The organism is Candidatus Desulfofervidus auxilii, from assembly GCF_001577525.1.
GTDB lineage: Bacteria > Desulfobacterota > Desulfofervidia > Desulfofervidales > Desulfofervidaceae > Desulfofervidus > Desulfofervidus auxilii.
Genome location: NZ_CP013015.1, coordinates 877,547 through 897,835, shown reverse-complemented (window position 1 = coordinate 897,835; position 20,289 = coordinate 877,547). Strand labels below are relative to the sequence as shown.

33 protein-coding genes and 1 pseudogene are annotated in these 20,289 nt (G+C 40.6%); 6 read left to right on the top strand and 28 right to left on the bottom strand.

Going from position 1 to position 20,289, the window contains the following annotated elements:
• The 12 genes from HS1_RS13045 to HS1_RS04525 form a co-directional block, all read right to left on the bottom strand.
• Positions 1-165: a hypothetical protein gene (locus HS1_RS13045; protein ID WP_156469385.1), complete on the bottom strand. Its 165-nt coding sequence runs from the start codon at positions 163-165 to the stop codon at positions 1-3.
• Positions 152-325, bottom strand: coding sequence for a hypothetical protein (locus tag HS1_RS13040; protein WP_156469384.1), 174 nt, complete (start codon positions 323-325; stop codon positions 152-154). Before HS1_RS13040 ends, HS1_RS13045 begins: the two co-directional genes overlap by 14 nt.
• Positions 326-382: 57 nt before the next feature.
• Positions 383-598, bottom strand: a complete 216-nt coding sequence (locus tag HS1_RS04570) for a hypothetical protein (RefSeq protein ID WP_066061568.1) — start codon at positions 596-598, stop codon at positions 383-385.
• Between the two features lie 2 nt (positions 599-600).
• Entirely contained in the window at positions 601-1,881 is a 1,281-nt protein-coding gene (locus tag HS1_RS04565; protein WP_156469383.1) for a hypothetical protein, read from the bottom strand.
• A 17-nt stretch (positions 1,882-1,898) separates the two neighbouring features.
• Complete coding sequence (locus tag HS1_RS04560; protein WP_066061562.1) at positions 1,899-3,341, bottom strand: UvrD-helicase domain-containing protein; 1,443 nt, start codon at positions 3,339-3,341, stop codon at positions 1,899-1,901.
• A 6-nt stretch (positions 3,342-3,347) separates the two neighbouring features.
• A complete protein-coding gene (locus HS1_RS04555) occupies positions 3,348-3,962 on the bottom strand; it encodes a hypothetical protein (protein WP_066061560.1) in 615 nt (204 codons plus the stop codon).
• 560 nt (positions 3,963-4,522) lie between these two features.
• A complete protein-coding gene (locus HS1_RS04550; RefSeq protein WP_066061556.1) occupies positions 4,523-4,939 on the bottom strand; it encodes a single-stranded DNA-binding protein in 417 nt (138 codons plus the stop codon).
• Between the two features lie 21 nt (positions 4,940-4,960).
• Entirely contained in the window at positions 4,961-5,329 is a 369-nt protein-coding gene (locus HS1_RS13595; protein ID WP_066061554.1) for a hypothetical protein, read from the bottom strand.
• Between the two features lie 112 nt (positions 5,330-5,441).
• Complete coding sequence (locus HS1_RS04540; RefSeq protein WP_066061550.1) at positions 5,442-7,049, bottom strand: hypothetical protein; 1,608 nt, start codon at positions 7,047-7,049, stop codon at positions 5,442-5,444.
• On the bottom strand, positions 7,049-7,846 hold the full coding sequence (locus HS1_RS04535; RefSeq protein WP_066061547.1) for an AAA family ATPase: 798 nt from the start codon (positions 7,844-7,846) through the stop codon (positions 7,049-7,051). The genes HS1_RS04540 and HS1_RS04535 overlap by 1 nt, the downstream gene beginning before the upstream one ends.
• Before the next feature lie 96 nt (positions 7,847-7,942).
• A complete protein-coding gene (locus HS1_RS04530; RefSeq protein ID WP_066061543.1) occupies positions 7,943-8,467 on the bottom strand; it encodes a hypothetical protein in 525 nt (174 codons plus the stop codon).
• A gap of 156 nt (positions 8,468-8,623) precedes the next feature.
• On the bottom strand, positions 8,624-8,965 hold the full coding sequence (locus HS1_RS04525; protein WP_066061540.1) for a DUF4326 domain-containing protein: 342 nt from the start codon (positions 8,963-8,965) through the stop codon (positions 8,624-8,626).
• Between the two features lie 281 nt (positions 8,966-9,246).
• Here HS1_RS04525 and tnpA point away from each other — a divergent pair, with 281 nt between their 5' ends.
• Positions 9,247-9,654, top strand: coding sequence for an IS200/IS605 family transposase (gene tnpA, locus HS1_RS04520; RefSeq protein WP_066061537.1), 408 nt, complete (start codon positions 9,247-9,249; stop codon positions 9,652-9,654).
• Positions 9,629-10,945 (top strand): RNA-guided endonuclease InsQ/TnpB family protein, encoded by a 1,317-nt coding sequence (locus tag HS1_RS04515; protein WP_066061534.1) that lies wholly within the window; start codon positions 9,629-9,631, stop codon positions 10,943-10,945. Before tnpA ends, HS1_RS04515 begins: the two co-directional genes overlap by 26 nt.
• Positions 10,946-10,966: 21 nt before the next feature.
• On the opposite strand, the gene HS1_RS13500 is transcribed toward HS1_RS04515, so the two are convergent.
• The 16 genes from HS1_RS13500 to HS1_RS04445 all read right to left on the bottom strand — a co-directional run bounded on the left by HS1_RS13500 (position 10,967) and on the right by HS1_RS04445 (position 18,738).
• On the bottom strand, positions 10,967-11,110 hold the full coding sequence (locus HS1_RS13500; protein ID WP_156469382.1) for a hypothetical protein: 144 nt from the start codon (positions 11,108-11,110) through the stop codon (positions 10,967-10,969).
• A gap of 52 nt (positions 11,111-11,162) precedes the next feature.
• Positions 11,163-11,303 (bottom strand): hypothetical protein, encoded by a 141-nt coding sequence (locus tag HS1_RS04510; RefSeq protein WP_156469381.1) that lies wholly within the window; start codon positions 11,301-11,303, stop codon positions 11,163-11,165.
• A 34-nt stretch (positions 11,304-11,337) separates the two neighbouring features.
• Positions 11,338-11,994 (bottom strand): ribonuclease HI, encoded by a 657-nt coding sequence (locus HS1_RS04505; protein ID WP_066061529.1) that lies wholly within the window; start codon positions 11,992-11,994, stop codon positions 11,338-11,340.
• Positions 11,987-12,184 (bottom strand): hypothetical protein, encoded by a 198-nt coding sequence (locus HS1_RS04500; RefSeq protein WP_066061526.1) that lies wholly within the window; start codon positions 12,182-12,184, stop codon positions 11,987-11,989. The genes HS1_RS04505 and HS1_RS04500 overlap by 8 nt, the downstream gene beginning before the upstream one ends.
• Before the next feature lie 164 nt (positions 12,185-12,348).
• On the bottom strand, positions 12,349-12,717 hold the full coding sequence (locus tag HS1_RS04495) for a type II toxin-antitoxin system VapC family toxin (protein ID WP_066061523.1): 369 nt from the start codon (positions 12,715-12,717) through the stop codon (positions 12,349-12,351).
• The gene (locus HS1_RS04490) at positions 12,714-12,923 is read right to left on the bottom strand and encodes an AbrB/MazE/SpoVT family DNA-binding domain-containing protein (protein ID WP_066061521.1); all 210 of its coding nucleotides are present in this window, start codon (positions 12,921-12,923) and stop codon (positions 12,714-12,716) included. The genes HS1_RS04495 and HS1_RS04490 overlap by 4 nt, the downstream gene beginning before the upstream one ends.
• A gap of 105 nt (positions 12,924-13,028) precedes the next feature.
• On the bottom strand, positions 13,029-13,235 hold the full coding sequence (locus tag HS1_RS04485) for a hypothetical protein (RefSeq protein ID WP_066061518.1): 207 nt from the start codon (positions 13,233-13,235) through the stop codon (positions 13,029-13,031).
• 314 nt (positions 13,236-13,549) lie between these two features.
• Positions 13,550-13,861 (bottom strand): hypothetical protein, encoded by a 312-nt coding sequence (locus HS1_RS04480; RefSeq protein ID WP_156469380.1) that lies wholly within the window; start codon positions 13,859-13,861, stop codon positions 13,550-13,552.
• Between the two features lie 193 nt (positions 13,862-14,054).
• Positions 14,055-14,192 carry a hypothetical protein gene (locus tag HS1_RS13025; protein ID WP_156469379.1) on the bottom strand — a complete coding sequence of 46 codons (138 nt, stop codon included), beginning with the start codon at positions 14,190-14,192 and terminating at the stop codon, positions 14,055-14,057.
• A gap of 12 nt (positions 14,193-14,204) precedes the next feature.
• Positions 14,205-14,627, bottom strand: coding sequence for a hypothetical protein (locus HS1_RS04475; RefSeq protein WP_066061512.1), 423 nt, complete (start codon positions 14,625-14,627; stop codon positions 14,205-14,207).
• Positions 14,628-14,851: 224 nt separating this feature from the next.
• On the bottom strand, positions 14,852-15,244 hold the full coding sequence (locus tag HS1_RS04470; protein WP_066061508.1) for a hypothetical protein: 393 nt from the start codon (positions 15,242-15,244) through the stop codon (positions 14,852-14,854).
• Positions 15,245-15,331: 87 nt separating this feature from the next.
• On the bottom strand, positions 15,332-15,574 hold the full coding sequence (locus HS1_RS04465; RefSeq protein WP_066061505.1) for a hypothetical protein: 243 nt from the start codon (positions 15,572-15,574) through the stop codon (positions 15,332-15,334).
• 12 nt (positions 15,575-15,586) lie between these two features.
• The gene (locus HS1_RS04460) at positions 15,587-16,000 is read right to left on the bottom strand and encodes a hypothetical protein (RefSeq protein ID WP_066061502.1); all 414 of its coding nucleotides are present in this window, start codon (positions 15,998-16,000) and stop codon (positions 15,587-15,589) included.
• Between the two features lie 909 nt (positions 16,001-16,909).
• Positions 16,910-17,113, bottom strand: coding sequence for a hypothetical protein (locus HS1_RS13020; protein WP_156469378.1), 204 nt, complete (start codon positions 17,111-17,113; stop codon positions 16,910-16,912).
• Positions 17,106-18,065, bottom strand: coding sequence for a ParM/StbA family protein (locus tag HS1_RS04450; protein ID WP_066061496.1), 960 nt, complete (start codon positions 18,063-18,065; stop codon positions 17,106-17,108). The genes HS1_RS13020 and HS1_RS04450 overlap by 8 nt, the downstream gene beginning before the upstream one ends.
• Before the next feature lie 223 nt (positions 18,066-18,288).
• Positions 18,289-18,738, bottom strand: a complete 450-nt coding sequence (locus HS1_RS04445; RefSeq protein WP_066061493.1) for a hypothetical protein — start codon at positions 18,736-18,738, stop codon at positions 18,289-18,291.
• A 216-nt stretch (positions 18,739-18,954) separates the two neighbouring features.
• Here HS1_RS04445 and HS1_RS13335 point away from each other — a divergent pair, with 216 nt between their 5' ends.
• The 4 genes and pseudogenes from HS1_RS13335 to HS1_RS13945 all read left to right on the top strand — a co-directional run.
• Positions 18,955-19,221, top strand: a complete 267-nt coding sequence (locus tag HS1_RS13335; protein ID WP_172793645.1) for a hypothetical protein — start codon at positions 18,955-18,957, stop codon at positions 19,219-19,221.
• On the top strand, positions 19,158-19,748 hold the full coding sequence (locus tag HS1_RS04440) for a CRISPR-associated protein Cas4 (RefSeq protein WP_066061490.1): 591 nt from the start codon (positions 19,158-19,160) through the stop codon (positions 19,746-19,748). Before HS1_RS13335 ends, HS1_RS04440 begins: the two co-directional genes overlap by 64 nt.
• Entirely contained in the window at positions 19,702-20,181 is a 480-nt protein-coding gene (locus HS1_RS04435) for a transposase (RefSeq protein WP_082757607.1), read from the top strand. Before HS1_RS04440 ends, HS1_RS04435 begins: the two co-directional genes overlap by 47 nt.
• Positions 20,147-20,254, top strand: a pseudogene (locus HS1_RS13945) (integrase core domain-containing protein); the annotation flags it as partial. The gene HS1_RS04435 and the pseudogene HS1_RS13945, both read left to right, overlap by 35 nt.
• Between the last annotated feature and the right edge of the window lie 35 nt (positions 20,255-20,289).

The following is a 20,289-nucleotide window of genomic DNA, read 5'->3' as shown; positions in this document are numbered from 1 at the left end:
TTATGGCTCCAGAATTACTGGTCTTTCATCTTCATCAACTTCTACATGGGCCGAAAAGCCACATTTATTGCAAACAACTCTCTTATCTTCTGCTTCTCCATCAAGGAACTTTACCTTAAAGTTAATGGTTCCATTTTTATTTATGGGGTTTTCAACTTTTTTCAATTGAGAACTTCCATCCATCAGGCTTAGAGTTAATGGTTCCATTTTTATTTATGGGGTTTTCAACTGTTCCTTGAAAACTCTCCTGGAAGTGCAAACTCCCTCTTGTTTTGCACTTTGGACAGATATTGTTTTTGAGTACCGTTTGTTTTTCTTTGAACATGTCTTCCTCCTGTTTTTTTGGCGTTTTGACAGAGTTAAAATGGGAAACTTCAAGGGTTTAGCTTGAGACAGAGCTCTCTGATGGCCACAGCCCCCAATAAAACCGTCCCCAATAAGGGTCTAACTTTTCAAGAGCTTCCAGTGAGACTTCGCAATTTTCAAATGAAGTAGTTTCTTCATTGTACTTACCCAGTCTAATGCCAAGTTTTTCCAGGAATTCTTTATCCTCGTAGTCTGCTATTATCCATCCCTCGTAGTAAATTTTTCTACTCATTTTTATCTTGCCTCATCTGCAATGTCCTTTTTTGCCTTATAATAGGCGGTTTTCTCAAGGTTGTTAGTGGTAGCCTTCAGAGTTTTCCAGAACGCAGTCCAGTCTTTGGCTTTTAGAGCTTTAAGTGCCCTGTTGTAGTAAGTGTTGAATTGCTGTTGTTTTTCGGTTTGTTTTGCCTTTATTTCTTCTTTCTTTTTCTGAAATATGCTTTTCACTTGTTCGCTTTCATAGAGCATTTCTTTATTGAACTGTGAGGTGAAGATACCGGCGGGTATTATTTTTCTGCCTGCTTTAAGAAAAAAACCATAGAATAGTATTCTCTGAGGAATATTTTTCACCGGCAGGAAGGTTTTTCTCAGGGTATTCCTGAGAGTTTGTTTTCTCTCATTTATGACTTTATGTGGGTCATATTTAATGGTATTTCCCAGATAAGAGACAGCTTCCTTTCTGGGTGTGTGCCATACTTCACCGTCGAATATTACCTTTCCATTTCTTTCCCAGTATTTGAGGCCCTTAAGCCTTTCAGCTAATGGATCAGCTGATTTTTCAAAGGTAAGCTCTCTGGGTGTAAAATTGATGGGGATACCATCCTGTTTGATATAGCTTTCAAGGAAGAACTGTTTATCCTCTTCTGGTAGCTTCTCATACCAGTCTGCGACTTTCTTGTAGGTCTGGTTGGCGATTCTGTCTCTTTTTGCTGCATGTAGGAAGTTTATGGGGTATAAGGCATGATTTGAAAATTTACACAGACATTCAAGTTTTACGTTTTCTATTTTTTTGTCATATTTAATTTTCACTCCTGCAAAGGCGGCCAGTTTGGCTGCGTCTTTTACTTTTTTATTGGAGAGTCTTTTCAGAAAAGCCGGGACTTTTATTTTCTTTCCTGGCTGGAGTTTAAACGATGCTTCCTCCTGTGGTGGTTCAATATGTCTTTCAAAGTAAACAGGGACATTGAGTATTGTAAGGTGAACTGCTTTTTGCCATGCTTCTTTTCCGTTGCCGTTGCTTAAAGCCAGAAGTGTTGATATCCACTTTCCAAGTCTGTTTTTTGGACAGATTTTCTCCTTATTCTGGTTGAAGAGCCCAAGTGGTGACGAATAGAGCTGGTGCATTTTTTCTTCTTTTCTTTCCTCAAGTTCTTCCACCTGATGGACGGTAAAACCTTCAGGAATGTGCGACTCATTCAGTTTTTCATAAGATTCTTCGAGTTTATCCATTGTATCCGGGTCAACCAGATCAACCAGTTTGAATCCCATTTTTTCCTCCTTAATCGTTTTTTTCACAAATGGTGAAAAAACGATTAAGATCTAAAATATTCAATGTAACGAGATGGATTTGTATCCTGTCCATAGCATTCTTCTGCTGCTGAGATGATAAGTGTTTTGCGTGGCCTGGTGGTGGCCACGTAAAATATTCTTTTTTCCTCTTCTTCCCGTTCTTGTTTACAGCAGGGAAGTTTATCAACCACATCGGGAATTACTACGTGGTCCCATTCCCTTCCTTTCGCTTTATGAATTGTTGAAATGGTTACCCTGATTTTCCCGTTACCTTTAGATTCGGGTGGGCTGGAAAGTTTTTTCAGGACTGAGAGGGCCTTTTCCCAGAGTCTTTTTGGAGTATCAGGAGGTTTATGAGCTGCTGTGTGCTTTTCAACGTTAATATTTGATTTTATGCCGTAGTCCTCAAGTACTGGTGCAATTGTAGCAGCCTGAAGGTTGGTTCTAACCAGGACTGCTACTGTTTCATTGGGGTAGTCCTTTGTGATTTCTATTATTTTCCTGGCTATTTCCTTTGCCTGTTTTTCCCAGGTTGTCTGGATTAGAATTTCAATTTTACCTTCAGGTGCATCTTCTCTTGGTTTTATATTTGTTCCCATGAATTTATTTGTGCTGTTGACGATTTTTCTGGTACTCCTGAAGTTTACTGTGAGGGGCAGGCGGGAACTGTAGGGATAATCCCGTTCAAATCTGTGCAGTGGTCCTCCACCTGCACGGAAGGCATATATTCTCTGGTTAGGATCAAGTACTGTAAAGAATGAACCATTCTGGATGAGCCTCACAATCTCGTATTGTGCTTTATTCATATCATGTGCTTCATCAACTATTACGTGCTGGAATTGCTGTCTCAGGGTATCTGCCAGTTTATGGTTGGAGGAGAGTTTTCTATATACTGAAACCAGCATATCCTCAAAATCAAAGAGGTTTTCCTCTTCTTTTTCTCTTTCGTATATTTCATAGATTTTTGCCAGGTCTTCAGGTAGCAGACAGTATGCTTCTTCGGGGGTGATAAGGAGATTTTTGCAGTTTTCAATAGTATCCTCAATGGTATCTATTTCCTGGAATACCGGGTGAATCTCCAGGCACTTTTTAAGGAATTCCTTTTTTTCTTTGTCTTTTAAGAGTCTGGCGTTTTTATTAAATACTCCAAGTATTCTTGCGGTTTTCATGCAGAATCCATGCAGGGTCATGACTTTCACCCTGGACAGATCGGAAATTCTCCGGTAAGAAACATTGACCCGATTTGAGGGGATTGCGACGCTAACTCTTTTAGCTATTTCAGAGACCGCCTTTCTGGTGTGGGACAGCACCAGGATTCTGGAATGCTTACTCATTGAAAGGAGATAGATTGCTCTGGCTGTAACACACCTGGTTTTTCCTGTGCCAGGACCGGCTACCACCTGGACAATGGAAGGGGGAGCGGTGACGGCCCTGAGTTGCTCGTCTGTTAGCTGTATTTCTTCCATGGCTGTCTAGTAAATATTCTGTTCTGTACAGTATGGTCTTCCGTAGAACGGACACTGTGAGGGAAGTGGGCAGCGGTAACATCCCTGGATTTCATAACCTTTTGTGTCTGCGATGACTTCCTGGGCACAGAGGAGTTTTTTGCTCTGGCGGTCATATATTTCTATTTCTGCCTCTGTATATTCTTCTGTGTTTCTGGAAAAGTTAACTTCTACTTCATATCCCCGGCTGATGAGGTTATTTACATAGGACATTATTTTTTTATGCGGAGCTGAGGTTTTTTGTTTATCTGTTTTCTCAGTGAGTTTCTGGGCTGCAATGGCCTTGATTTTTACAAGTTTTGGATTGATCTTAACCGTGTAACTCTTGAGCTGTCGTAATAAGTTTTTTAGTTTGGGGTGGTTTAACTGAATTTTTCTGGGCAGGTAAATGGTTACATCGGTATTTTGTGGTTTTTTGAGTTCCCTGAGAGTTCTGATTATGGCTGCCTGTACTGCTAGGTCTTCGTTGGAATTTTTAAACTGATCATAAACCCTTTTTTTGTTTTTACCATCATGCAGTATTCCTATAATTCCTGCTTTCCCCTGATATATGGCTGCGTTGCAGTATGCAGATACTTTCATGGGAAACCTCCTGAGAAAAAAATAAAAAACTGCTTTCCTGCTTATAATGGAAAGCAGTTGGTGGCTCTGAATCTATTGTAGGGCCTGCCCGACGGCCGTGTCTGCCCCTGCCCGCAGGCAGGCGGGCATATCAGCGGAAGAAGGGAAATTATTGAGTTGAAAAGATCTGGTTTCCAGAAGCTTCCGTCAAGCTGTGTAAAAACTCAAAAACCTGATTAAAGGTCACAGTAGAATAGTAGGAAGGTAAAATTAAAAAAATACTCTTTTATTGTTTAAATGGGATAAAGTTTACTGTATACTTTGATCAAGGCTACGAACTTCTTCCAGGCTTCTCTTTCAGTAGTGTAATGATGGCAAGTTTGTTGTTTGTCGTCAGGAAGATGAGGATCTCCTTCTCGTTTTCACTCATCTATAACAACATAGGAATTTTCATTTTCCTCTATAAGGAAAAGGTTGTGCCGGGTATAGATAGAAGGTATAAAATTCGCAGTGCTTATAATATTCTTATTTCCCATATTTCCTCCTTAAAAATTAAGGCCGCCCGAAGGCGGCCCTTTATGCTAGAATGGCACATCTTCGTCAACAACTTCAGGCTCTTCCGGTTCTGGAGGAATTTCCTGTTTCTTTGGAGTATCCATGAATCTGACCCTGCTGGCATACACTTCAACCCTTGATCTCTTCTGGCCATCCTGGGTGGTCCATTCGTTGGTATGGAGGCGTCCTTTTACAAGAACCTTTCTTCCCTTACCAAGGTAATTAGCTACAGATTCTGCTACCTTCCCAAATGTTACCACTGTTACCCAGCTTGTCCTCTGGCCTTCAGCAATGGCGAGACGGAGCTGGCAGACTGCTGTTCCATTTGGTGTATAGCGCAACTCGGGATCCATGCCCAGTCTGCCTGTGATGGTAACATCGTTTACATCCCAGTAAGTCTTTCCATTGCCATTGCTCTGTTGCTTCTTTTGTTTTTCTGCCATAACGTACCTCCTTCTTTCTTTTTATTTAACGATTACACCTTCAATGGCTGCCCTTACTACATCTTCCCAGCACTCAAGCCCAAACTCTATGCCCTTCTTTACACGCCTTAGCTCTTCCTCTGTAAGCTCCCTGCCGATCACCTCTTTAGCAATCTTCTGCACCTCCTCGCTGGTAATGGTAAAAATAGGCCTTTGTTCCACTTTGTCTGCTGTGATTGAGTAGGCTTCCTCAGAGAGTAGCTCAGCCATACACTCTGCACAGAGGGCTTCATCCTGGTTTAGGACTGCCCTGGCTTCCCCGGGGTCTTCAGCCAAGACATAAAACTTGGCTGTACGCCACCCGCACCCCGGGCATCTTGCCTCATCCTGTTTAAAGCAAAAAACCCTCATATCTTCCTCCAAAAAGCGTTTTCATAGAACAGGAAACGCTTTAGGAATTTTTCTCTATCTTCTTGAGTGCATTAGCATAAAGGGATTGATATACACGAGAATCTTTGAGGAACTAGGCAATTTTTATTGCCCGAAAAAGCCTTATAAGATTTTGAGTAAGTTCTTCTACCCCTTCTCTGGAAATGGGCACACAGGGAAAAAATTTTCTGAAAGTAAGAGAATGCGAGTTGTCATATTCACCAACTGGGACTGCTCCTACAACTTTTATTCTGCTTTTCTGGACTTTGCGCAGCAGTGACTTAAGTCCTTCCTCAAAGCTCCAATATTTACTCACATTTTCTTCCATATCGCTGAATAGGATCAAGACCTGATAGTTGTATTGAGAAGAGAATGCGAGCATCCAGTTGACAATATAGTTTGCGGCGAAGACAATCGGAGTATACCTACCTTCATAAAACTTTCTTTTAATGCTGACTTTGCCATATGCAGGCGAGTCAAAGCAGAACAGATCAAGATCCAGACAGCCTTTAAACGCCTCTTTGATGATTGAATATACCCTTGATTCAAGGGTATAGTAGTCTGTCATGCTGCCAGATGCGTCAGCGAGGAATACTATTTTTCCACCCTGCTTAAGCGAAGGCACTTTAAAGACTTCCGGGCTTGCATTATCAGAAGCCAGAAGATTTACATATCTTTTTATATCAAGTGCGGTTCCAGTTATGTTCCATTCTTCCCTCAGCTTTGTTCTTAAAACAATTCTCCTCAAGATATTTGCAATTTGTCTGTCCTCTGTCGATACTTTAATTTCCTGCTGTGGTTTACTTTCTTCAAAGTAAACCCTTGCGTAAACGTCCCTATACCTGCCCCTATCTTTTCTGTAGGCGTTTCTCATCCGTTGCATAACCCTGGAGTAAGCAGCGAGAATTCTTTTAGTCTCATCAATTTCGTCAGAAGCGTCATCTACATCTGTTTTTGTCTGTGTATTCTCTCCTTGTTCTTCCATACCGGGTTCTTCTTTGGTAGGCACATCATTCTGGGCAGATGCGTTATTCTGGGGACCCTGTAGATATTCCTCAATACTCTGAGGAATACTTTGAGGACTTTCATTCCGGTTACCAGGATCATCTATTTCTCTTTCTGTTTCACTATTACTTGGTAGCAAATCAGAATTTTCCTTTTGAGAAACCTTGAACAGAGCGGTTATTGTGATGTCTTCTGGCTTATCTGGCTCTTTCTTTTTTTCAAAATGCTTGACCAGTTGCTGTGCTCTTGTTTCGATCCATCTTTTTGAAACAAGTCTCCTTTTTAACTCGGAGACTGTTGTATTTATCAGGTCATGTTTTGACCTTTTCCCGCACCAGCATTCAACCAGTGTATGACACAGTTCTTCCGTGGAAATAGAAGTATATTTGCCCAATATAGAAACATACTGCTCTGGTTTAACCTGTGAAAACCCAGGATAGATGTAATGCATTAATCTCTGGCATCTAAAGACATCAAGAAGGGTAGCCACAGTATGGTAAGGTGTACCCTCGGTTAAAGAATAACGAAAGAGTTTGTAAAAATAGGTTAGCTCTTTTTCTTTATACTGTTCAAGCCCTGAAGGTTTTTCTTCCTTTAAAAGTCGGCTATCCAGGCGGTCCTTATTCTTTAAGATATATATCAGGTCCCTGTAAATCCGCCATTGATACCAGAAACTGTCAGTAGTAAATAATTTCATTACTTTACCTCCCCAAAGATTCCTGCCACCCTTTCCCAGAACGTTTTCCTGTCCTCTTCTTCAAACTTTCCCTCAAGGGCCTTAAGCCCCCACTTAAGGCCAAGTCTATTTATAACCTTTACGGCCTTAACCAGATCACGAGTAGAGAGCTGATAGACAAAAGAACTCGTTCTTGTCTGAGTTGCTAGTGTAACAAGTTTTGATGCAAGCTCATTGTCTGTGGTATGCTGAGACAAAATTTCTCTTTCTTTGTCTTCTGGTGGATATCCTACTGATACAATGTTAAATCTGGATTTGAGGTCCTCATTTAATTCAAATACACCACCGTAGAATGTGAGAGCCATAGTTGCTACCACAAGGAAGTTGTCAGAGTTGTTATGTAACTCAAACCTTTGTCCAATCTCTTTCACAGTCACTCCCTTCTTAAGATCAAGAAGCGAGTTAAGCTGCTTCTGGGCCGCAGGTGAAAGCGCATTAAGTTCCTCAATGAGTAGTATGAAACGTTCACCACTGTTTGCATATTGAATAGCAGTAGGGATAACACCAAGGGAAAAATATGCCTCCCTTCCCTTAAGGCCAAACTGACCAATAATCTGGCCGTATCTGGCTTCCTCGGAGGCCTCAAATATCAGTAGCTTGTAGTCGTTTTCCATGGCATAGGCAAACACCTGCATGGTCTTGCCCTGGCCCTTTGGACCTTTTAACAGCACCGGTGAAATTTCCCTGAAAGGTAGTAACTCACCGATATACCTTTCAGTTAGACTTGGTGTGGTCAATGGTTCATAAATAAAATTCATTTTTGTACCTCCTATTTTGTTTTTCTCATTTTTGACTAGAAAGGCAGGGAATTTTTTAACAAGAAACCGAGCCAGGGTTTACCCGGACTCGGCCTTCTACCCAACTGATTTCCTCCTTCTCCACACACATACATTATCCGGCAGAACCCTGAGTAATGGCTCAACCGCCTCGACTGAAAGTCCCCCGAATCCAATGCCAGGAAAAGGCAGGTGGATGATTTTGGTAGGGGTCTTAAATGCATATGCCTTTAGCATTCCAGTAGAGAAATTAATTAATCCAGGATCTGCATATTCGCCGAAGTGCTTCTTAACCTGAAATAGGGCTACAGGTAGGTTTTCCGAATAGAAGAAGCCATAGATTATAGTCTTCCATGGCTTTTTAAATTTTTCCTTTCCCGGCATAAGATTTACCGGGATGTAGGTCTGCGGTTTAAAGTGTTTAAGAAGCATTAAAGCTGCCTTTGTCTTAAGAGATGGAAACAACCTGGCAGCTTGCAAAGCATTACCTCTACCCATTACAAGCTGATTTGATTTAGTTATAGTGCCATTTGTAGTTACACAGAGAATATTATTACTACCCCGGTTAACCATAGAAAACATATCACCAAATACATACCTCATCTGTTGTTTCCTCTTTATTTTGATTTCACTCCAACTTTCCTTGAGCGGCGGAAACCCCTACTTTATCTCCTACAAAAACGTTGTTAAAGCGTTTTCACAGAACAGGAAACGCTTTTAAAGGAGAATAAATGAATAAAAAAGTTTTTATTTCAGGTTCTATTTCAATAAAAAGACTTCCAAAAGGATATACCAAGCTAACACTTCACCATGACACACAAAGTTCTCAGGTTCAATATCGCTTATATCTTGAATAATTCTGTTTGTGCAAAAACAATCCAAGACCAAAGAACCTTCATTTTTATATTTCTCAACTAGTTCGGAAATATCTATTTCTCCCTTGTCAACTTTCTTCGCATACATTCTCAAGCTTTCCTTCAAGGAATATACCTTATCTGAAAATTGGCTCTTCTTAGTTGGGTATGGATTTCCATACGGGCTTGGCCTTCCAATATAAATCCCCTTCCCCTTAAATCCCTGATTAGTAATTTTAATACCCACTTATCTCATTCTCCTTCTTTTTTTATTTAAAAGCGTTTTCATAAAACAGGAAACGCTTTTGATGTATTGTTTTTTATGGGTCGTTGTTTCCTTTTCTAAGAAGCTCTGTTATCCTTCTTCATACGTTACTACTATGTATTTCACATTTCCCTCAGTTAAGGAAAGATTGTAGGGGTCTTTTATTACAAATTTAACTTTTCCGCCGGGAAGTCCCCTTCCGTAAGGGAGGGGATGAGAGGCAGATGTTGACATCAGGTGGAGTTCTATGGTAAAAAATACCCATGAAATACAGGTTAGACAAGGGATGTCATTCAGTCTATTCTCTTCAGTTCCACCTCGTCATGTGCGTAAAATACAGAAAGAAGGTTTTGGTAGGGGTGCTGGATAATAGACTAAAGGAAATAGTTAGAGATGTTGCAAAACGCTTCGGAATAGAAATTATAGAGCAGGAGACAGACAAAGACCATATACACATACTTTTTGCATCCAGACCGCCTGTTACCCTGTCTAAATTTGTAAACAGCCTCAAATCCGTAAGCTCAAGGATACTGAGAAAAGAGTTTCCTGATGTTATGAGCAAGCATCTTTGGGCTGGAAAATTCTGGTCAGACTCTTACTTTATCGCATCCACTGGACAGGTGAAATTAGAGGATATCAAGCACTATGTCAGTACCCAGAAAGAAAAATAAAGAGCCTGATAATATAATTGAGATTACACACAGATACCGGGCATACTTAACAGCCCTCCAGGAATATAAGGCGGAGAGCTGGTTATATACTCTTTGTAATCTATACAATTCAGCCATTAAAGAACGCAGAAACGCATATCGTACCGAAAAAAAGACTATAACCTACAGCCAACAGCAAAATGGCTTGCTCTTGCTCAAAGATTCAGATCCCACATTGAAAAAAGTGCACAGTCAGCTATTGCAGAACTGTCTCCAGCGTGTGGATAGGGCCTATCAAAAATTTTTTGAGGACCTAAAACGAAAGAAGAATGGAAAACATGTCAAGGTGGGATATCCTCGTCTGAAAAAACTATCCAAATATCGTTCATTCACCTATCCACAGGTCTGGATGAAGCAAAAGGGAGAGCTAAAACAAGTTATCAAGTTCAGACAGGATAACAATAAATTTGGCACAACTGTCCTGCCTGGTTTCGGTGAGGTAAGGATAAGGGTACATAGGCCATTAGACTGGAAACAGGCCAAAACCGTTATACTGAAGCGGGAAAAATCAGGTAAGTGGTATCTCTGTATCACCCTTAAAAAAGCAGTAGAGCTTCAACTTCAGGATAACGGTAAATCTACAGGCATTGACCTTGGACTGAAAAAAATCGTTAACACTTCTGATACCAATTATCAAGAACATCCGAAATTTATCTACAGGTCTGAAGCCCGGATAAAGAGAGCCCAGAAAAGGCTTTCCCGCAAACAAAAAGGTTCAGCGAATTACGAAAAACAGAGAATCAGGCTGGCAAGATTACACGAGAAAGTTGCGAATCAGCGCAGAGATTTTTTACACAAACTGGCCCTATGGCTGGTGGTAAACTACAGCTTTATTGCCTTTGAAAGGCTAAACATAAGGGGAATGGTGAAAAATCATCATTTAGCAAAGGCAATACTTGATGCAGGATGGGCAACTCTTATCACCCTTACCACCTATAAGAGTGTCATGCTCAGGGGTAATGAGGTAGTGAGAGTAGATCCAAGATATACGAGCCAAGAGTGTAGCGCCTGTCATGCTCTCGTTCCAAAAGCTTTGGCTGAGAGGATCCACAAATGCCCGTACTGCGGGATAGAACTCGACCGAGATACCAATGCGGCAAGGGTAATCGAACAGAAAGCATTTTTGAGGGAGACAACCCCTTTTAGAAGCCCTAGGGCCGGGGCGGTCCGAAGTCACGCCTGTGGAGATCGAGCCTCTACTCATCCCTACGGGAATGGGCAAGCTCGGTCGCTGAAGCAGGAATCCCACTAGCGGGTTTTCCGGGTGGGCAACCTACCGGAAGCCCCTTCCGTAAGGGAGGGGTAGTTCACTCGTCGCTGGTAAATATAAACCATTAGGAGCAATAACCATTACTTTTTTCCCTCGGAGTTCTGACTTTAAATTATTCAAGAGTTTGGCAAATTGAGTTGCTGTCATTGTGCACCTCTTTTAGAAAATTCTTTATTTATTGAAAAATTGTGACTTGATGCTAAATACCTTTTTTAGTCTTTTGCGAATTACTGGTGAAATGCTTCTTTTGGAATTTTTCCAGGGCAGTTAAGATGCGCTCAAGAGATGGTCTTCTTTTCTCTTCCATTTCTCTTTGCCATTTTTCAATTTCTTTTTTCATTTTGATACGTTCACGGTTTTTGGATTCATACTCATTACACATACCTTTTTCCCTTCAGTTCTTCAGGCCAGACAAAGATACCGTTTTCAATTTTAAGGACAGTGTAGTCGAGCGTGTCAACGAACTTGATTTCAGCACCCCGTGCAGCGAGTTTGAGCCCCTCTCTGGATAGGATTTTTCTTACATCTTCCAAACTATTCGCTTCATCTGTAAGAGTGTTGTTTATGTATAACTTCCATGGAAAAAATGCATCAGACATTGTTAGCCTCGGTTTATTTCTTTCTTCAAAGCTCTTTTTTGTTTTTGCAGCCTTTCTTGCAAGTTTATCCACCGTGTTGTTCATCGTGTCATCGGCATGGGCAGTGACTTTTACTACTTCAAGTTTCCCGAATTCGGCAGCCAGCTTTTTCATTTCCTCAGCATAATGTCTAAGTGCTCTGGCTTTGGAAGTTCCCTTGAGGAATCCATACACGAGCTGGCTATCTGTGTGCAGAACTGCATGGACTTTTTTGTTTTTGATGGCCTTGAATGCCTCAATAACTGCGGTAAGCTCCGCTACATTATTGGTGCCTTCACCGATGTAGCGAGCCACTTTGAGCTGGTGGCCGTTACATTGAAGGATAAACCCGATTCCCATGGGTCCCGGGTTGCCGATGCAGGCGCCGTCTGTATAGATGGTTACTTTAAACATTGTTATTACCTCCATTTTTGAAAAAACTTTCTTTTAGGACCAACAGGTCAGGAAGGCTCTTTTTAGTTTTTTCGAATATCTCTTGCTGTTCTTCTGGATTGTTACTTTTGCGAACGATTGGTTTTGTTTTCTTCACCAGGTATTTTTCTATCAACTTCAATGGTGCATTACATCTCAACATATTGCTCATGGGTTTTCTCCTTCCTGCCTGCGGCAGGGGCAGCTTTATCTTCACATAAAGGGAAATAAAGCGAAGAATAAGGTTTTAAAAAAACGGTATTATTTTGTCCTGACAGGACAGATGGAACCGGAGGAAGATTTCTTAAAGCTAGAATTTGCCTGAATGCATTGAGATCATTCTACGAATATTACATGGGGTAGTTTCTTAAAATGGGGGTCGCTTGTAGCCACCTTGCAGTTCTTGACAATAGCAGTGGCATACACAATGGCATCGGCCATTGGAAGTTTAAACTCCAGGGCTACATCTGCTGCTTTTACTGCGAGAGTCTCGTCGAGAGGAACAATGTTTGTCTGGTTGATATGAGCTAGAACTACCAGAGCTGCCTTTTCACCTCTCTCTCGTTTTACTTTTTTATACACTTCATAAACCACAATTACCGGAGTCAAAATATCTTCAGGATTTGTAATATATTTCTGATATTTATCAGATAAGGGGCCGTCTGCGAAATATTCAATCCATCCATAGGAATCCACAACAATCATAATCTTTCTGTCTCCTCTCTCAGGTTTCTGGTGTCCATTCCCTTAAATATACCTTTCATGCTGGAAAGCTCTTTTTTTGGAATAAGGTTTATAACCCCATCCTTTACCAGCACTATCATCCTCTGTCCCTTCCTTAAACCAAGTAACTTGCGTATCTCTTTAGGAATAACAACTTGATATTTGCCAGAAATTGTTACCGTAGGCATAATTTCCTCCCATGCGTATTTCTCACAATTGTAAAACATTTTTTCTGAAAGTTCAACAATAAATGTTTAATGTAAAACGTTTGAGCTGTTAATTTTTCTGTTTCTCTATGTAAAAATTCTGATCATCTCGGGACTTGTGGCTGGTCTGGAGAGAAGAACGCCTCTTACAAGGCTTGTGCCGGGGGGTAGAAGTTTATCAATAGTGGCTTTTCTATCCGGTGGGAGGCTTTTTGTAGTAATGACGTAGGTCCTACCTGAAACCAGTTTTACTCCTCCCAGTATTTTGCTTAAAACACAGGAGTTACTTTTCATCTTATCCTCCTTCAAAAGCGTTCTTACAAACAGGGAACGCTTTTGAGGTAGTTGTGTTACTTTCCAGTTCTATTCAGGCTCCTGGGTTATTTTGAGTTGTCTGCTCAGGTGCTTTACCTGGGAGTCGGCCCGAGCTATAAATTTTTTCCTGAACTGTTTGTTGGCCAGTGCACGGCGTAATCCAGATATGTGGCTTTTATGGCCGTCAGTGCGTTTAAAGAAAACTCTTTGTTTCATCATATTCTCCGTTTATCAGAGAGTTTGGGGTTAAGAGACACCTCTTAAGGCTTCTCTCCTGAGAAGCCCTGGATTTTTTATTTTTTCTTCAGGGCTTTCATACCTATGAGAGCAAGTGCGAATCCTGCAATTTTACTCAGGATTAGTGCTGTCCAGTTATCAGATTCCGCACTTCCAAGTGCAAACCCTGTAAATGCTACGAGCACAGCTGCGTATTCTCTGATTTTGTGCAAGAGTCTTTCCCTGTAGATGATTTCCTTTGGAGACATTAGTTTTGCCAGTTTCCTGGCTCTATCTTCAGGTATTCCTCTTTCTCTAAGTCTGCAGTAAATGTGGAGTTCGTTTAGATTATGCTGGATTTTTGACAGGAAAGACATGATTATTGTCATCTCCAACTACTTTAAAAAATTAAGCCAGCAGGCTCATTATGAATGGAAAGGCCTGCTGGCGTTGTTTTGAAGTTTTTACAGAAAAGCGTTTGGGTTGATTCAGGCAGGCCTGCCTGCGGCAGGCAGGCATAGTGGTAAAAAAGAGTAATTTCAAAGTGCTGCCCCGACTACCAAATTTCGCTGATTTCTTTCTTTAGAGCAGCCCTGGCTTTCTTCCTGTTATACTTTTTTTATTCTGGTAAACCCTGGTTGGTAAGATAGGGTAAAGATCTCTTGCAATCCTTTTATAGACCTTGGTATTTATCCTGAGTTTAACTGTTTCTTTTTTCATTTTCTTCCTGTGTTAATTGTTAATAACTACTTTAAGTCCTTTTTTCAACTCTTTCGCCCTTAAAATGTTTGCGTAACTTCCCTTACTTTTCCCATTCCAGATGACCAGGCAGTAATCACAATCTCTTGTCATTGCTTGGTCTTTTGCCTGTTGTCTCTCAGACTCTCTTTTTCTTCTGACTGATTCGGTCACTTCAACTTTCTCAAATCTAAATTTATCACTGATTTTATTTCTGGGAATATCATAGATTGAGTAAACTTTAACATTGTAATAGCCACGGCTAGCACAATACCTTTGCACCAGAGAATCAACACCTCTAGCATCCCCAACTAATATCTCAAACTTTTTTGAGATAATTTTGTCTATAGATTTTAAAGCTTCTTTTGGAAGTCTTTTTATCGAAATAGAACCTGAGATAAAAACTTTTTTATTCATTTATTCTCCTTTAAAAGCGTTTTCATAGAACAGGAAACGCTTTCTTGCAATTTTTTTATGGACCTTAATACTTTCTTTAATTCTTTCCTTTTTCATTTTCCTACATACTTAATACCCCTTGTTGACTTCTTTTCTAGCTTCTTCACGAGCATTAAGTCTTTCACAGAAAAGCAAAGACTTACTAAAGCTACTGCTGCAGGGTAAAGAGCTTAAAAGTTTTAAGGTTAGCAAAGAAGGGGCATGAGTAAACTATCAGTAAAGACTTCTATCTTCATGAAGCGCCAGTCTGCCCGCTGAATTTCTTTGGTGGTATATTGATGGCGATCCGTCAACCTGGGAAGACCAGAGACCTGGACTAAATACAAAACATCATTGGGACCCAACTCAACTTTAGGTGGAGATTGAGGAATTTCTACAGGAATACCCCAATCTTTAATAACTTCAATGGTAGCCTTGTGAGATGGGTTGAGAATGCAATTGATTTTCACCCCATTTTTAATCTTTTCCATCATCTCGTCTCTGAGTTTTTCCAGGGTCATCTCAGTTTTAACGATAACGACCTTTTCTTTAGGTAACATTGCAGCTGAAAAAGCTAAAGCGAAATAATTTCTACCCATCTTTACCTCCTTTATAAAATTTCTTTTTTATAAAATGCCTTTTTAAAAAGCGTTTTCACTTAATCGTGAAACGCTTTTGAGGAAGGGTTATTCCTGAATATTTATGTCTAACCACCGACCGTTACCATAGAGGTCACGGACTTGAACACTAACTCCAAGCTTCTTTGGCTTGGGGCATTTTTCATAAAAATTGATCGCCCTTTCAACTGAAAGGAATAATTTAAGAGTTGGTTTGTTGTCCTCCGGATTCACGAAGTCAACCGAGGCCCCGCAGAGCCCTTTAAAATCTTTTGTTTTTTTCGTTAACTCTTTCAGTTCTTCCAGAGTCATCTTTCTACCTCTTTAAAAAGCGTTTTCACTTGATCGTGAAACGCTTTGAATGCTCCTTCTGAAATCCTCTACCTCTCTCCAGGTACTCTCAATTTTCTCTTCTAATTTGTCCTGGGTAAGGATAGGACTGGTAAGACCACAACCAAGAATCACTTCCTCATACACCCCCAAAGCCACTTTGTCCTCAGGCCACCGGCTAAGCCTGCCTATCGGCCTATTTTGCCTATGGAATACATACGTGTTAATAAAGGTAGAATAAAGATACTTAATTTGTCTAAAAGAATTTTTTGCAAAGGGGCCAAATATGTCAAAGAATAAGTATATTGTAATATAAACAAGTGAAACTATATCGTAAAAGAAGACGATCAGGGGTGGTCTCTGGCGGTATGAAAGGCAGACAAGGTATGCCTTCTTAATCAGTTTCATTCAACTCCTCCTTTGACAAACCTTTTCGTGGAAAGGAAAAGGTTTGTACTGGTTCTTTTTTCTTTTACCCGAATGTAGTGGGATAGTGTGGGTGTGCTTGTTGTTGTAAGACCAAAATTATGGGAAAACCTGCCCGACGGCAGGCGGGGAAGACATTTCTCAAGAGCAATAAAACCTGATATAGACCAGAGGAAGAGATACTAACGTTATGTTCTTCCTTTAAATAATTTTTTTGCTTTTCACAGAAAAGTGAAAGCAAAAAATATGGAATAAGTCACAATAGTACCTTCTCTGAATTACTATGTCACTCCCTTTTCTCAATAATGCCAATCGTCTCCCTTCCTGACACCTTTCCCCCTTTTCTCTATCACCTTTTTATGAAACTGGATTTTCCCCTTTCACCTCCCAGTAACAATAATTCATATAGGACACTTTCAAAGAGTTTTAGAAACATTTTTGTTATTTTTCGCCTCCCGATTTTCCTTATGCAGTCTGCATTTCCGGGAACACCCAAAATCCACCTTCATTTTTTCTTGAAATATAGGGAGGAACAGTTCTCAGATTTTCAGTAACAACACTAATCTCATTTTTTCAATACTGGTGCGCATTTTCAGCACCTCAAAATTGCCTATCTATTTTTTGTTGAAATATACGGGGGATTTATTCTAAGAATTTTAGTAACATAGGGACATAAATGGGGTAAAATTGCACTTTGTTAATCTGAAATAAGGGACAAAAAGGGTATGATATGGCACTAAAAAACCAATAAGATGCTAGAAGCCTTTATTTATGCTGGTTTTCTGTCTGCCCCTGCCCGACGGCAGGCGGGGACAGGCAGGGCAGTATTCCTGTTTAAAAAGTGCCATATTACCTGCAATATGGTCCTGAATCAAAATTCCTCTTTTTTGCTCAGAATCGGTCCAATTTCTTATCAATATCGTCAGGAAGGGAAACAGGCGGAGCTTTGTGTTTGGAGTGCAGGTATTCAACTATGGCCTGCCGGACAAGGACAGGCCATGCGGTGCGTGGAGCATTCTTGAGCCAGTTGTATATTTCAATATCCCAGCTGTTCTTCAAGTTCAGTTTGATTCTTATTTCTGGTTTTTTAGGCATCTTTAGACCCCTTCCTGATTTGTCTTATTCCATACTTGAAATATCCGTAAGCGTTGGACAGTGAAGGGTTATGAGAAAAGTGAGCTTCTTTAAAAAGCTGGGCTAATTTATCTCTGTAAAGAACAGCCCCACCACCCACAGGTATCACAAAGTGAAAATCCTCTCCTCTTCCTATGCGGTCAGTTACTGCTGTGGATATGAGATTCCATGCCCGGTCTTTTGCTGCCTCGATGGTGTTACTTACATCAACCGGCTTACCACAGATGAATAATTTTTCTCCTCTGAGCAGCATTTCTGCTTCATGCATTGATATTTCCTTCTGGCTTGAAAGTTCTTGGACCAAAAACTCACAGGCAATTGAGACACCCAGTGGGATGGTTTCTCTGTATATCAAGTCCAGATGGTCAAGAACAACAATATCTGTAGTGTAATATCCTATGTCAACAACGGCGCATTTCTTCATCAAAAGATTTTTGTCTATTGGTTTGCCCTGTATGTCCAAAACAGCATCATAATACGCCCCCATTGCCTGGGGTAAAACCTTGATGTTAATTGCTCCATGCGGGCGAAGAATATTCAACACCCATTCCTGGTAGGAAGTTTTAATACCCTCGTTTTCGTATACCGAAACAGGCAGTCCGGTGACAAAATAGACGTTCCTGTTACGCACCAGTGAAAGAGCCGAAAGCAGAAGCACTGCATAGGTATTGCTTTGAGTAAAGCAGCGGTGTCTGGGGGGAAACTGAGATTTCTTACCAAAACGCATTGCTTTAGATCCATAAAGATATTCAGTATTTCCATATGAGACAATGTCGGGGCTTTCTCCTGTGTCAATATCAACGGTGATGTGTGTGTGGAGTTTCGGTATTACGACACTTGGATAAACCCTCACCCTGGAAGCCGATACTACCTTTGTAAAGCCATAACCTATGTCTGCAGCAAGTACTTCCATAATTTTCCTCCTTTTTTTCTGTGTAAATAGAAGAGATTAAACTGAAGGTAAATAACCAGATTATGCCCTGGATGGACGTAAATGGCACTTTGGGGGAGTAGAGGGAAATATGGGGGAGAAAGTGGATGGATAATAGGGATATAGAGGGGAAACAGGGGGACTTTGGGGGAATAAGTGGGAGAGATAGAGGGGAGACGGGGGGATTTTGGGGGAATAAGGGGAATCAGTTACGCCAGGGGCAGGTTTGTATGCTTTCTCTGGCTTTTTGTATGAGGTCTTCACGGCCTGATGGTTTCAATCCATTCCTGAGTTGTGTGCGTATTTGTAGATATTCTGGTTTTGTCCTGGGAGACAGGCCAGAAAAGATCATTTTTTCGTAATTATTGAACCAGTGACGCCAGGTTCTCAGAGCTGTTCTGAGCACGGTTGAAGCAAGCCAGGTAGAAATGGAATATCTGGCTCTGACCTGCCTGACAGTAAAGGGATGGGGAACTCTTTGAAAGGTCTCAAGGTGGTTTTCATAGAAAGTTTCCATTTCCTCCAGCAAGGCAATAAGGATTTTCTTTCTTTTTTCTTTTTTGTGAGTAGATATTTTTGGTATGTAGATTGTCTGTCCGGAAATACCGTATTTATGGCATACTGCAATCACTTCTTCTGGTAGTTTTGTTTCCATCTTTCCTCTCACATGAATTGCTGGTTTTCTTCTGGATAGTTCCAGATGGCAAAAATGAAGACAGAAGCGAGTATCCAGTTGGATGGTCTCATATGGCAGATGATAATCAATACATAAAAGAATGCAATATGGTGTTTGGTGTATGAATTAGTGCTTTCTGGCCCTAAAAGGGCATATATTACAACTTGCCAGTATTCGGAAAAGTTATAAACAAATATGGAGAGGGAAAATATTGTGAGAGAGAAGAAAATACTTGTTTACTCAAGTGAGTTGAATCAGTATTTTTTCTGTCCAAGAGCGGTATATCTTGAACAAATACCTGATTTAAAGTGTGACACCAGGGACCAGACTGAGGGAAGGGTTTATCATAGAGAAGTCCAGGAGCACCTGGTCCGTGAGGCAAAAGGAGAAAAAGAAAAATGGGTAGCAGTGTTAGTATTGCTGGTGTTGTTATTATTCTTGCTATTATTCTTTTCGTTTTAACCAGACTTTCAACGAAGTCTGTAATTGAACGGGAAGGCAGGAAATTTGAAGTCATCTCATTGGATGACGGGTCAGATAGGTGCAGGGTTCTCTATTGTTCTGAGTTGGGTCTATGTGGAAAGCCGGACAGGATTTTGAAGGATTGTGAAACCGGTGAGTATATCGTTGAGGAAGTAAAGAAAAGGCCATATTTAGGAAAGGTTTTCAATGGAGAGAAGATACAGCTTTTGAGTTATGTGCTTCTGGTAAGGGAAAATTACGGGAAATGTAATAGAGGCTACCTTGTTTATAGAGATGATGTAAGAGTGGGTCCTTTTGTCCTTGACCGGCAGGCTGAGACTCTGGTAAGGTGGGGTATAGAAAGGGTCAGGGAGATAAAGCAGGGTAAAGTACCAAAAAGGAGATATACCAACAGGTGTAAGGTGTGCAGTTACAGGAAAGAGTGTTTTGGTATGAAACAGTCACTCCTCCCTATTCAATATGGCAGATATGATTCCCAAAAACCATATTTTAAGACTCATCAATAAATATGTGGACTTTTTTATTCGTAGCAAAGTAAAACATCTTTATAGTAATATGGGCAGTCCATCTATTGATCCTGAAGTACTTATCCGCATGCTCCTTATTGGGTATCTTTATGGTATCACTTCAGAAAGAAAGTTGTGGGAAGAAGTCAAGATGCATACCTCTGCCGACAGGCAGGTTGGATATAGGTGGTTTGTAGGCCTACATATGAATGATGAAGTTCTTGACCACACTACCTTTTCTAAAAACCGTCATGGCAGGTTTAAAGAAAGTGGTATATTTCAAGAGATTTTTGATGAGATTGTAAGGAAGCTCTGCATTAAAATTTACCTTTACTTTCAATCCCCCCATCTTTTCCCTTATACTTTTTTGTCAACTCCCTATGTCAGCGGCTTTAAACAGGCTAATAAAAGAAGGCATAGAAAGTTACTTTAAATTTTACAACAATGAGAGGCCCCATCAGTCATTGGACTACAAGACATCTTATGAGATATATTACACCCTTTAAGGCGGGCTTAAATTATATAATTTTCTGTCTTGACA